Here is a 12,487-nt window from a genome sequence, read left to right as displayed (position 1 = left end):
CTTCTTCCGCCGACTTCTTGGGCGCGCAAGAAGTCGGCCCGCCCGCCGGGGCGGGTCCCGGCAATCTATGCCGCCGCAGGCGGCTCCCCTAAAGCGCCCCAGAGGGGCGCGTAAAAGGCTCGCCGGGCGCAGCGCGGCAAATCAAAGGAACCTCTCAGCGGCTGAGCAGCCAGATGACCTCCGACTCGTGGCGTTTTGGGCGGTCCATGAGGTTGCGGATCGCCTCGTCGGGGCTGCGGCCCTCATAGAGCACCGCGTACACCTGCTCGATGATCGGCATCTCGACGCCCCGCTTGCGGGAGAGCTCGTAGGCGCATTTGGTGGCGGTATAGCCCTCGACGGTCATGCCGACCTCGTCGATCGCCTGCCGCGCGGTGCGGCCCTTGCCGATCAGGATGCCGGCGCGGCGGTTGCGGGAGTGCATCGAGGTGCAGGTGACGATCAGGTCGCCCATGCCGGAGAGCCCGGCGAACGTCTCGGTCGAGGCGCCCATCGCCACGCCGAGGCGGGCGATCTCGGTGAGCCCGCGGGTCATGAGGGCGGCCTTGGCGTTGTCGCCGAGCCCCAGCCCGTCGCAGGCGCCCGAGGCGAGCGCGATCACGTTTTTGAGCGCGCCGCCCAGCTCCACGCCGGTGACGTCGTCGTTGACATAGATGCGCAGGGTGGGGTTCATCAGCGTGTCCTGCACGAACTCCGCGGCGGCGCGGTTGCGGGAGGCGGCCACGACCGTCGTGGGCACGCCGCGCGCGACCTCCTCCGCGTGAGAGGGGCCGGAGATCATGACGACGCTGTTCTGCGGCAGTTCCTCCGCGATGACGACCGACAGCGACTTGAGCGACTCCTGCTCAAAGCCCTTGGCCACACAGGAGACGACCGCCTCGGGGGAGAGAATCCCCTTTACCGAGGCGCAGACGCCGCGTACGGCGAAGGAAGGGGTCGCGACAATGACCAGGTCGGCGTCCGAATGCGCGGGAAGCTGCCAGGTCATCGCGACCGATTCGGGAATGATCACGCCGGGCAGCAGCTTTTTATGCTCCCGCGCTGCGGAGAGGGTCTCGATCTCCTGCTGGAACGGGGAGTAGAGGGTGACCCGGTGCCCGCACTTGTCGCACAGGACGGCGAGCGCGGTCCCGAAGCCGCCCGCCCCGAGGATGAGGATGTTTGCCATGGCGGTTCCTCCTTATACACGTTGCGCGGGGCGGCCGGAAGGTCAGCCCTGCTTGTTTTTATCCTGTCCGAAACGGTATTCGGTGCCGTTCAGGAGGCGTTTGATGTTCTCGCGGTGCATAAACGCGCCCAGCCCGCTGAGCAGCAGCGCGAAGAGCAGGTCGAAGCCGAAGGGCCTGCCGGTGAAGTGGTCGACGGCCACCGTGAAGATGGGGAAAAGCACATAGCCGATGATCACGGTGAGGGAGACGATCTTGACGATGAAGACCACCGGGACGAGCAGCACCACCAGCAGCAGGAAGACCTTCCAGTTGAGCATGAGCACGACGCCCAAGCTGGTGAGCACCCCCTTGCCCCCCTTGAAGCCGAAGTAGAGGGGGAAGAGATGGCCGAGCAGCGCGAAGAAGCCCGCTATGTACCCGCCGTCGACGGCGGTGACCCCCAGCAGCAGGAAGATGATCCGGCCGAGGGCGACGGCCACCACCCCTTTCCCGAAGTCCCCGACGGCGGTCAGGGCGGCCATCTTCTTGCCGTAGTTGCGCAGGATGTTGGTCATGCCCGCGTTGCCGCTGCCGTGATTGCGCACGTCGTCCTGCGCGCCGATGCGGGAGACGATCACCGCGAAGCTCACGCTGCCGATCAGGTAGGCGGCCAGCGCGGCCGCGCCCGCGGCGATCCAGAAGCCGGGAGTAAACGTATTCATTCCATCACACCCTCATAGCGTTATTTGCCGGGTCATTTCTTGCCGTCGTCCCGCTCGCGCACCACGATGCGCACCGGAGTTCCCTCCATCCCGAAGGTGGAACGGATCTGGTTTTCGAGGTAGCGCTGGTAGGAGAAGTGGAAGAGCTCCTTGTCGTTGCAGAAGAAGACGAAGGTCGGCGGCCGGGTGGAGGCCTGTGTGCAGAAATAGATGCGCAGCCGCTTGCCCTTGTCGGTGGGGGGCTGCACCCGCGCCGTCGCGTAGGAGAGCATGTCGTTGAGCCGCCCGGTCGGGACGCGCATCGCGTTCTGGGCGTTGACGAAATTGATCAGCTCGTAGAGCTTGTCGATCCGCTGGCCCGTCTTGGCGGAGATGAAGATGAAGGGCACGTAGGACATGAAGGAGAAGTCGTTCTCGAGCTTTTTGCGGTACTCCTGCATCGTGCGGCCGTCCTTGTCGACGGCGTCCCACTTGTTGACCGCCACGATGCAGCCCTTGCCCTGCTCGTGCGCGTAGCCGGCAACCTTGCTGTCCTGCTCGGTGAAGCCGACCGTCGCGTCGAGCATGATGACGCACACGTCGCTGCGGTCGACCGCCATGTAGGCGCGCAACACGCTGTATCGCTCGATCTCCTCGTCGACCTTCGATTTGCGGCGGATGCCCGCCGTGTCGATGAAGACGTATTTGCCGAACTCGTTTTCCACGACCGTGTCGGTCGCGTCGCGGGTGGTGCCCGCCACGTCGGAGACGATCATCCGCTCCTCCCCGGCCACGCGGTTGATGAGGGAGGACTTGCCGACGTTCGGCTTGCCGATGACCGCCACGCGGACATATTCGGGATCGTAGGAGTCCTGCGCCTCGAAATCGATGTGCGAATAGCAGGCGTCGAGCAGGTCGCCGGTTCCGTGTCCGTGCACCGAGGACACCGCGATCGGGTCCCCGAGGCCGAGGTTGTAGAATTCATAGAACTCGGGCGGAGGCTCGCCGAGCCGGTCGGCCTTGTTGACCGCCAGCACCACCGGCTTGCCGCTCTTCTGGAGCATGACCGCCACGTCCTGGTCGTTCGCCGTCACGCCCGACTGGATATCCACCACGAGGATGATCACGTCGGCCGAATCGATCGCGAGCTGCGCCTGCCGGCGCATCTGCGAAAGGATCTGGTCGTCCGAATAGGGCTCAATGCCGCCGGTGTCCACCAGCATCACCGTTTTGCCGCGCCATTCGCACTCGTAATAGATGCGGTCGCGCGTCACGCCGGGCGTGTCCTGCACAATCGAGATGCGCGCGCCCGCCAGTTTATTGAAGAGGGTCGATTTCCCCACGTTGGGGCGGCCCACGATCGCAATCAGCGGTTTGGACATGCTATTCCTCCTTTGCCACGGAGACGCCCGCGCGGCCGGTCATGGCCGCGTAGAGCTCGTATCCGTCGTTGTCAACCGGCAGCACCGGCACGCCGAGCGCCTCTTCGAGCGCCTCGAGCGTCATGTCGTCCAGAAATTTGTCCCGCTCGTGCCGCAGCATCGCCGACGGCAGCAGCACCCGGTCCCCGAGCGCCTCCCCGCCGAGCTGTTCGGCGAGATCGACGCCTGTCACCAGCCCCGCGACGGTGATCTTTTCACCGAAAAAGCGGTTCTCGATCGCGCGCACCCGGATGTCGATGCCCGGGTAGCGGTCCATCACCCGCCGCGCCAGCGACGAGATGAGCGGGCAGGCCGCCTTGCCGGTGGCCACCGTGAAGGCGCCCTCCGCGGCCCCCTCCCCGTCGTCGTCCGAAAACGCGTCGGAAAACTCGTCCTCGAGCAGGGAGAGCAGGCCCACGCCGTTCTCGAGCTGCGCGAACTCGCCGTAGTAGCCCGCCTCCGGGATGGGGCGTCCCGCCAGCAGGAAAAACTCGTCGGACGGATAGGCCACCCGCTCGCCGTGCGCCTCCAGCATCCTTTGCTGGAACGCCTCGACGCGGTCGATCGTGTCGCCCGCCTCCGCCGCGGTGAAGGACCGCAGCTCCGCCAGACCCTCGCGGTATTTGGTCAGCCCCACCGGCACGCAGGCCACGCTCTGCACGCCCGGATATAGCTTGCCCAGATCGGCGAGCGTTTTTGCAAGCGCCTCCCCGTCGTTCCAGCCGGGGCAGAGCACGAGCTGGGTGTTGATGCGGATGCCCGCCTTCGCCAGCCGCTCGATGTAGCGCAGCGACCCGGCCGCGTTGGGGTTCTTCATCATCGCCACCCGCAGCGCGGGGTCGGTCGTGTGGACCGACACGTTCACGGGGGAGATGTGCATCTCTATGATACGGTCAATATCCGCATCCGTCAAGTTGGTGAGCGTGATATAGTTCCCGAAGAGGAAGGAAAGCCGGCTGTCGTCGTCCTTGAAGTAGAGGCTTTCGCGCATGCCGGGGGGCATCTGGTCGATGAAGCAGAAGACGCACTTGTTTTTGCAGGAGTGCTGTTTGTCCATCAGGTAGGTCTCGAAATCGAGGCCGATGTCGTCGTACTCCGCCTTTTTGATGCGCACCGAATAGGGCGCGCCTCCCCGCAGCAGCGAAAGCTCGAGCTGCCGGTCGGTCATGTAGAACCGGTAATCGAGCACGTCGTTGATGGGGCGGCCGCCGATCGTGAGCAGCGTGTCGCCCGGGCGGACGCCCGCGCGCGCGGCGTGGGATCCGGGGGCGACGGTTTGGATGAGAACTGGCATAGGGGCGCTCCTCCTTCGGGAAACAAGAAAAAAGAGGTGGAAAACTTCCACCTCCGTCGCACATCGCTTTCGGCTCTTACGCCTCGACCTTGATTACTTCCCTGTCTTTGTAGTAACCGCAGTTGGGGCAAACCTTATGGGGAGCCTTCAGCTCGCCGCAATGGGTGCATTTCGAGAATGCGGGAGCATCCAGTTTCCAAACGTTGGAACGCCTCTTGTTTTTGCGCGCTTTCGAGGATTTTCTCTTTGGTACTGCCATCTTGTGGCACCCCCTTCAATCTGTTATGTTACCGGTACCCGCGCCTGTGAGCCGGAGCAGGCGCCGCTTTTGTTACAAAGCTAGTCCTTCAGCAGTTCCCGCAGTTTGTCCAGCCTGGGGTCCCGCTCGGTTCGGTCGCAGCCGCATTCCCCCTCGTTGAGGTTTGCGCCGCATTTGGGACAGAGCCCCCTGCAGTCGTCGCCGCACAGGATCGAGGTGGGGAGTTCGAGGAGAATATCGGAGGTCGCGAGCTCCGCCAAATCGAGCTTGCCGTCCGGTATTACTATATACTCATCGTTGTCCTCACGGTTCAGGGATAAAACCACCGTGTGCGAGAATTCCTGATGCCCGGGCCTGGTGAGCGGCGTAAGACACCGGTCGCACACCGTCTCGAGCACGAAATCCACCGTATAGCCGACGTCCACGATTCCCGCGCGGTTGCGCGCGATGCCGGCGATCCTGACAGGCTGGTGGAACAGCCCGCTTCCCCACCGCCTGACGTCCCCGAGATCCAGCGCTGCGGAAAACTCCTGCGTCTCGCCCGGGTTGTCGAACAGTTTGGAGAGATCGACCTTCATGCGTCACACTCCGTTCGGTCGCGTTTTCGGGGTTCGCATCTGCGGATTTGGGCGCAGTGCCCCCGCAAATGTCACGAAGATTATTATAACCGTTCCATCCGCGAATGTCAAGGGTGCGCGGACAAATTACAGGGCAATTTCCATGGTCTTCAGATCCGTTGCGACCGCGGCGTCGAAATCGAGCAGGTCGAGGATGTCGCGGCGCAGGTCGACCCCCGGCGCGATCTCGCAGATTTCAAGCCCCTGCTCCCCCAGGCGGAAGACGCACCGCTCGGTGACATAGAGCACCCGCTGGCCGGAGCGGCGGGCGTTGAGCGCCGAAAAGCTCACGCTCTGCACCGCCTTGACAAACTTGCGCACCCGCCCTTCCCGCAGGATGCGCAGCTTCCCGTCCTCCACCGCGACCTCCAGGCCGCCCGCCGTGAAGTTGACGCAGAAGACGATCCGCCCGGTCGACTGGGTGATGTTCGCAAATCCCCCGATCCCCGCCAGACGGCCGGGGAGCCGGTGGGCGTTGACGCTGCCGTCGCTGCCGACCTCGAAGCCGCCCATGAAGCAGATGTCCAGCCCGCCGCCGTCGTAGAAGTCGAACTGCTGGGAGGTGTCGGTGATGACGTCCGCGCCGATCGTCGCGCCGAAGGCGAGCCCCGGCGCGGGCAGTCCGCCGATGCCGCCCGATTCGACGGTGAGGGTCAGGGAGCCCAGCAGCCCGCGCCGCGCCGCGGCCGGGCCGACCGTTTCGGGGATGCCGATGCCGATATTGACCACATCGCCCGCCCGCAGCTCCTTCGCGGCGCGTGCGCCGATGATCTCATGCGAGAGGTTCGCCGCCTGCTCCCCCCGCTTGCCCGACAGCCGCAGGCGGCCCATCCAGTAGTCCATATGGGTGGGCGGCACGTGGATGTCCCCCGAGAGGGATGGGTTGTAGTCGGTTTGGATGATCTGGTGCTGGTCGGGACAGACGACCACCGCGTCGACGAGCACCCCCGGCACGATGACGTTGCGCGGCCGGGTGAAGACGGGTGACAGGCTTTCGACCTGCACGATCACCCTGCCGCCGTTCGCCTTGGTCGCCTGCGCGAGCGAGAGGGCGTCGGCGGTGACGCACTCCTTGTCAAAGGTGATGTTGCCGTTGGGATCCGCGGCCGTGCCGCGGATAAACGCCACGTCGAATTTGGGCGCGCGGTAGAAGAGCAGTTCCTCCCCGTCCACCTCGACCAGCTTCACCCAGGTCTCCTTGGACCGCTCGTTGAGGCCGGGCCCTTCGAGCCTCGGGTCGACAAAAAGATTGAGCCCCACCCGGGTATACACCCCCGGCTGCCGTCCCGCCGCTGCGCGCTGTATCTGCGCCATCACGCCGAGCGGCATGTTGTACCCCTCGATTTTGTTCTCGCTGATCATCCGCAGCGCCGCCGGCATACTCATGAAATGCCCCGCCACGATGCTTTTGACCGCGCCCGCCGCGATATAGGGGTCGGCGCACAGCCGCTCGTCCCATCCGCCGAAGCCGGACGCGCAGTAGAGGGTCAGGCCGTTCGGGTGGCCGCTTTCGGCGTAGCGCGCGGCCAGCGCGTCCTGAAGGCGCGAGGGATTGGCCAGTGACAAAAATGCGTTGATGCCGATCGTGTCGCCGTCGCGCACGAGCGCGGCGGCCTCCTGCGGGGTCATGATCTGGAACATGGCGGGGCTCCCTTCCTGTTGTTACCGCTCCATTGTACCTGAACTGTAAAGAGGTTGCAACCTCTTTGTTTTTTCCGCCCATCGAGCGGAAGAGATTGCCGCGCTGCGCCCGGCGGGGCATTCTAAGGTTTACCGCTCAGTGAGCGGTGTAGCTTGCCGGTGGTCGACCGACGGCGGCCTTGGATTTGCCGCTCGGGGAGCGGCGGAGCTGCCGGATCCCGCCCCGGAGTGGGCTTAGATTTACCGCTCAGCGAGCGGTGTGGTTTGCCGGGTCCCGCCCCGGCGGTGGTTTGAGATTTTCCGCCCAGTGGGCGGAGGGACTTGTCGGTAGTCGACCGACAGCGGTCTTGGATTTGCCGCTCGGCGAGCGGCGGAGGTTGTCGGTAGTCGACCGACGGCTGTTTTGGATATTCCGCCCGGGGGACGGAGGGCCTGTCGGTAGTCGACCGACAGCGAGTTCCTTTCTTGCTTGCCCAAGAAAGGAACCAAAGAAGGGCACGAGGGCTGCGCCCCCTTGACCCCTGCGCCGCCTCCGGTCGGCCTGCGGCCAAAGTCGGCGGCGCCCTGCCACGGATGAACGAACAAGCCTACAGCATCCCGCCCGCCGCCGCGCCGCGGGCGCAATGCCTCTGCCCAAGAGTCTCCGGAGCAGTACCGAAAGTGCATTCGGGGAGGCACGGCCGCTTTTGCGTGGCGCGCAGCGCCCACGGGGAGGCGGAAAACCGGGCGGTACAGCCGCCCGCGCGCAGGGCGCGCGAACGCCCGGAACGGGCGTTGTTTTCCGCCGTGCGTCCTCGGCGAGCCATCCGGTGTGCGTTGTTGGGAGCGCCCGCAACCTGAATTGAGCCTTCAGCTGGTGTACCCGTGGGGAGCGGCGGCAGTTCGCGGGTCATGGCAAGGTACTCACGGGGGTTTCTCAAGGGGACTGGCGGAAGTCCCCTTGAGCGCCCTTCTTCCGCCGACTTCTTGGGCGCGCAAGAAGTCGGCCCGCCTGCCGGGGCGGGTCCCGGCAATCTCCGCCGCCGAAGGCGGCACATTTGGAGCGCCCCGGAGGGGCGCGAAAAAGGCCGTCCGTCCGCAGGGCGGAAAACCAAAACCGGCGCGCGGCGGAACGCGCTCGTGTTTCTTGCCGCTTGGAAAGCGGCAATTCCCGTCTAAGCACCGCCGGGTGCAGCGCGGCAAATCTAAAACCGCCGGGGCGGGACCCGGCAATCTATGCCGCCGAAGGCGGCTCCCCTTCAAAGCGCCCCAGAGGGGCGCGTAAAAGGCTAAAAGCGCCCTGGAGGGGCGCAAAAAAAGCCTCTGCCCGCAGAGCGGAAAATCAAAAAAGGAAAGGCCGCCCAAAAGGGCGGCCTTTTCAAAATCAATAGGAATTCCTCTCTTTGATCTCTCCGGTTTTAAAGGCGATAAGCAGCCATTTGAGGTCCTCGATGTTGCGCCGAAGCTCCTCGCCGATGTCGGTCTCGGCGATCTTGATGCGGGATTCCATCCGCTCGAACACCACCGAGGTGGAGACGATGTCCTTGTTGTTGCGGATGGCGTTTTCCCGTCCGGAGAAGGGCTCGTGGGAGGCGATGCGGATGCCCCAGGAGTTGTAGATCAGGGTGTAGCCCGCGATGCCGGTGGTCGGCTGGTAGGCGCGGCAGAAGCCGCCGTCGATGACGATCAGCCGCCCGCCCGCCTTGATGGGATTCTCCCCGTCCTTCGACTTGACCGGCACATGGCCGTTCACGATGTGGCAGTGGGGGCCCTCCAGGCCGAACTCCCGCAGGATGCGGATGCAGACGTCCGCGTCGTTGTAGTAGGAGTAATAGGGGTTTTTGCGCTCCACCCACGTCGTCTCATCGGGGACGAGCGCCCGCTCAAAGGTGGCGATATGGTCCCGCCCGAAGAGGGGGGAGTTGCGCCCACACCAGAGGAACCACAAAAAGTCCTTGCCCGACTGTTTTTCGGACGAGCCCTCGGGGGCGTAATAGCCCTGCCGGGCCAGCGCCTCCGCGTGGTCGAAAAAGGCCCGGCCCGCTAGCTTTTCGCAGCCGATGGAAAATTCCATGAAGGAGCTGTCGTCGTTCATCGGGATGCAGCCGTGATAGAGCAGGTTGCCGTTGTAGCATTTGTAAAGCCCGCCCTTGGTGTAGAGGAAGCGCGCGTGCCGCTGGAGCTTCTCGCTGCTGAGGAAGGCCGCCTTGAGCTGCGCCATGACCCGCTCCTCCTCGGGGGAGAGGGCGTAGGGGTTCGCGCGGTCGACGGTGGGAAGCTCGGTGTCCCGCAGAGGGTAGTCGGCCCCTCCGATCCGCACGGTGCGGTTCGCGTAGTCGATCTTGTCGAGCAGGAGCCGGTCGTCCATGCCGAATTCCGGGTTGCGTAAAATGATCTGCCCCTCGAGCTTGAAGAGGATGACCGCGATCGCCTTGTGCATCCGCGCGGCGAGCGCGGCGTCCTTGGCGTCGAAGGTGGCCGCGTCGACCGGCCCCTTGGGCAGGAAGCGCGAGACGTCCACGTCGCGGTAGACCTCGTTGGCGAAGAGCGCCAGCGGGCGCAGGCTGATGCCGTAGCCGGTCTCGATCACCTCGAGGTTGTTGTAGGTGATCGAGTTGTTGAGCACCGTCGCGATGCAGGTGCGGCTGCCGGTGGCCGCGCCCATCCAGAGCACGTCGTGGTTGCCCCACTGGATGTCCACCGAATGGTGCGCCATGAGGGAATCGAGGATGATGTCGGCGCGGGGGCCCCGGTCGAAGATGTCCCCCACAATGTGCAGGTGGTCTACGATCAGCGTCTTGATGACCCCGGACACCGCGATGATGAAATCCTCCGCGCGGCCGAGATGGATGATTGTCGAGAGGATGTTTTCATAGTAGTCCTTTTTGTTGTGCACCTCGTAGTTGGTGTTGAGCAGCTCGTCGATGATGTAGGCGTAGTCCGCGGGCAGCGCCTTGCGCACCTTGGACCGGGTGTATTTGGAGGTGACGAGCCGGCAGATCTCGATCAGCCGGTGAAGGGTGAGCTTATACCACTCCCCGATGTCCCCGACCGTCTCGTGGATCTCCCGCAGCTTCTCCTCGGGATAGTAGATCAGCGTGGCCAGCCGCGCGCGCTCCTCCCGCGTCATCGTGTTTTCAAAGAGGATGTCGCATTTTTCCCGCACCGCGCCCGACGCGCTGTTGAGGATATGTAAAAACGCCTCGTACTCCCCGTGTAGGTCGGACATGAAATGCTCGGTGCCCTTGGGCAGGTTGAGGATCGCCTGGAGATTGATGATCTCGCTGCTTGCCGCCCGCGTGTTCGGGTATTGCCTGGCAAGCAGCTGCAAATACCGCAGGTCGCTCACCCGTCCGCTCCCTTTGTCCATCTGTTTTCTCCTCCTTCCGGCCTTCCTGAAGGAAAGCCTGCCGTACACAACGACCGCCCGGATGGGGACGCCGTCCGCCCGAAGGGCAGGCGGCGGCAAAGAACCGTTGATACAGGCCGCCCGCCGCCCTGTGTGTAAAGGACTTTTGGCACGGCCTGCCGGTGACGCCGCGGCATACCCCGTTTCGGGACAGTGACCGCTCTGCGGCTATTATCCCATAAATCCCCGGCGTGTTCAATGCATTTTTTGGCAAAGGTTGATGCACGGAACCGACTTCGGGACCGGCGGGCACGGGCGGTGCCCCGCCTGAACCAAAAATTTCACGGCGCTTTTCAAAAGCGCCAAAAAGGAAAGCCGCCCTTGCGGGCGGCTTTTTTTCTTTTTCTCAGCTTTCGGAACTAGGCGGGGAGGTTCACCTTGACGAGGCAGCCCTTGACGGTGCCGTCCGCGGCGGTATACTCCATGGCGCAGACCATGGTGTCGGGGTTATAGCCGATGAGGTCGCTGAAGACGGTTTTGAGCACGAGCTCGCCCTTGCGGTTGACCAGGCAGATTTTGCCGTCCTTCTGGACGAAGGCGACATTTTTGCCGCTGATGAAGGGGGAGGCGTTTTCAAACTGCGCGTCGATGACGAACTGTCCGCGGTCGTTGGCAAAGCCCCACTTGCCCGAGGGGGTCAGGACGAGGTTGAGCTTTTCCCCGTCCGCGCCCGGCTGGACGTAGTGGTCGGTCGGGATGATGACGCGGCCCCGGCCGTCGACGATGCCGCTGTTAAAGGGGCCGTCGCCGCTTTCGAGGATGTAGTAGCCCTTGTCGAGCGAGCGGGAGGTCGAGAGGGTGCCGTCGTACCGCGCGGGGACGATCTCGTTTCCCTCCTTGTCCATGATGCCGAACTTGCCGTTGCGCTCGAAGCAGGCGTAGCCGTAATCCCCGAAGCCCATGATGTAGTCATAGGAGGGCTTGACGGCGGGCTCGCCGCTGTCAATGTCGGTGATGACGCCCCAGCGGTTGTCCTTGCAGACGCTCGCGCTGCTTTTATAGAGGGTGATGTCGTCCCACTCGGGCTTGACGACCACCTTGCCGCGGTCGTTGATGATGCCGCGCTTGCCGTTCTGGGTGACCACCGCGTAGGAGCCGGTGAAATAGCCGATCTCGTCGTAGACCGGGTCGGTCAGGAATTTGCCGTCGCTGTCCGCGAGGCCCCACGCGCCCTCGTAATCAAAGGCGATCAGGTCGCGGCCCCCCTCGTTGGTGCGGGGGCTGGAGACGACCTCCATCCCGTCGCAGGCGAAGTTGGCGATGGGGGAGTACTGCTGGTTATAAAAGCGCAGCATCCCGTCCTTATAGAGCACGAACCGTTTTTTGAGCGCCGTGAAGTCGTCCCCGCGCTCCATCGAAAAGCGGGTGACGCCCGTGCGGTCGATCATCTCGACGGCGTCGCCCTTCTGCACTCTGTAGAGGCCGCTCCCGTCGCTGCCGCTGGCGCACCACACGTCGTCGTATTCAAACGGCACGAGCACGGAGCCGTCGGCCGCGTCGATCGCGCCCGCCTTGCCGTCCTTTTTGAGCGGCACCATGCCGTCGATCGAGTTCCAGCCCTCGATGCCGAGCTCGTATTCCACGTTGGTCAGCAGCCTGCCGTTCCGGTTGGCGACGGCGTATTTGCCGCCCTGCCCCAGCGGGAAGAAGTCGGCGGTCTGGAACTGCCGGTAGCCGCCCCGGTTGAGCGGGTAGTAGAGGTCGTACTGCGCGGGGGTGAGCAGGTCGACCGAATAGCCGGCGTCGGAGGAGGCCGGTTCGGCGGGCAACTCGATCGCGCCGACCGTCGTCTGCGGGGGCTCGTCCGGCTCGGGCGCGTCGACGTAGGAGGCGTCCGCCTGCGGGGCGGGGTCCTCCCGGGTGTCCTCGTCCGCCGGGCCTGACGCCGGGGCGGACTCCTCCGCGGCGGAGGAAGCGCTCCCGCCGTTCTGCGCCTCGACGGGCGCGGCGGGCTGGCAGCCGGAGAGGGTCAGCAGCAGCGCCAGCAGCAATGCGGTCTTTTTCATATGACAGTCCCC

General features: G+C 64.5%; 9 protein-coding genes. All 9 read right to left on the bottom strand.

All coding sequences use genetic code 11. The features are described 5' to 3' along the window. Window positions 1–154: 154 nt before the first annotated feature. The 9 genes from NE609_RS11700 to NE609_RS11660 all read right to left on the bottom strand — a co-directional run bounded on the left by NE609_RS11700 (window position 155) and on the right by NE609_RS11660 (window position 12,475). Window positions 155–1,168 (bottom strand): NAD(P)H-dependent glycerol-3-phosphate dehydrogenase, encoded by a 1,014-nt coding sequence (locus NE609_RS11700; RefSeq protein WP_121586925.1) that lies wholly within the window; start codon window positions 1,166–1,168, stop codon window positions 155–157. Window positions 1,169–1,210: 42 nt separating this feature from the next. Next, window positions 1,211–1,870, bottom strand: coding sequence for a glycerol-3-phosphate 1-O-acyltransferase PlsY (plsY, locus tag NE609_RS11695; protein ID WP_101548884.1), 660 nt, complete (start codon window positions 1,868–1,870; stop codon window positions 1,211–1,213). A 32-nt stretch (window positions 1,871–1,902) separates the two neighbouring features. Then, window positions 1,903–3,231: a ribosome biogenesis GTPase Der gene (der, locus tag NE609_RS11690; RefSeq protein WP_121586926.1), complete on the bottom strand. Its 1,329-nt coding sequence runs from the start codon at window positions 3,229–3,231 to the stop codon at window positions 1,903–1,905. A gap of 1 nt (window position 3,232) precedes the next feature. Continuing rightward, entirely contained in the window at window positions 3,233–4,564 is a 1,332-nt protein-coding gene (locus NE609_RS11685; RefSeq protein WP_256152593.1) for a DUF512 domain-containing protein, read from the bottom strand. A gap of 76 nt (window positions 4,565–4,640) precedes the next feature. Continuing rightward, complete coding sequence (gene rpmF, locus NE609_RS11680) at window positions 4,641–4,823, bottom strand: 50S ribosomal protein L32 (protein WP_101548878.1); 183 nt, start codon at window positions 4,821–4,823, stop codon at window positions 4,641–4,643. An 80-nt stretch (window positions 4,824–4,903) separates the two neighbouring features. Next, window positions 4,904–5,401, bottom strand: a complete 498-nt coding sequence (locus NE609_RS11675) for a DUF177 domain-containing protein (RefSeq protein WP_121586928.1) — start codon at window positions 5,399–5,401, stop codon at window positions 4,904–4,906. A 126-nt stretch (window positions 5,402–5,527) separates the two neighbouring features. Beyond that, window positions 5,528–7,081 carry an acyl CoA:acetate/3-ketoacid CoA transferase gene (locus NE609_RS11670; RefSeq protein ID WP_256152592.1) on the bottom strand — a complete coding sequence of 518 codons (1,554 nt, stop codon included), beginning with the start codon at window positions 7,079–7,081 and terminating at the stop codon, window positions 5,528–5,530. 1,363 nt (window positions 7,082–8,444) lie between these two features. After that, on the bottom strand, window positions 8,445–10,430 hold the full coding sequence (locus NE609_RS11665) for a fructose-1,6-bisphosphatase (RefSeq protein ID WP_256152591.1): 1,986 nt from the start codon (window positions 10,428–10,430) through the stop codon (window positions 8,445–8,447). Window positions 10,431–10,828: 398 nt separating this feature from the next. Continuing rightward, entirely contained in the window at window positions 10,829–12,475 is a 1,647-nt protein-coding gene (locus tag NE609_RS11660; RefSeq protein ID WP_256152590.1) for a WG repeat-containing protein, read from the bottom strand. Window positions 12,476–12,487 lie beyond the last annotated feature (12 nt).

The organism is Anaerotruncus sp. DFI.9.16 (assembly GCF_024461615.1).
GTDB classification, from domain to species: domain Bacteria; phylum Bacillota; class Clostridia; order Oscillospirales; family Ruminococcaceae; genus Anaerotruncus; species Anaerotruncus massiliensis.
This window is presented reverse-complemented; position numbering and strand designations above follow the sequence as displayed.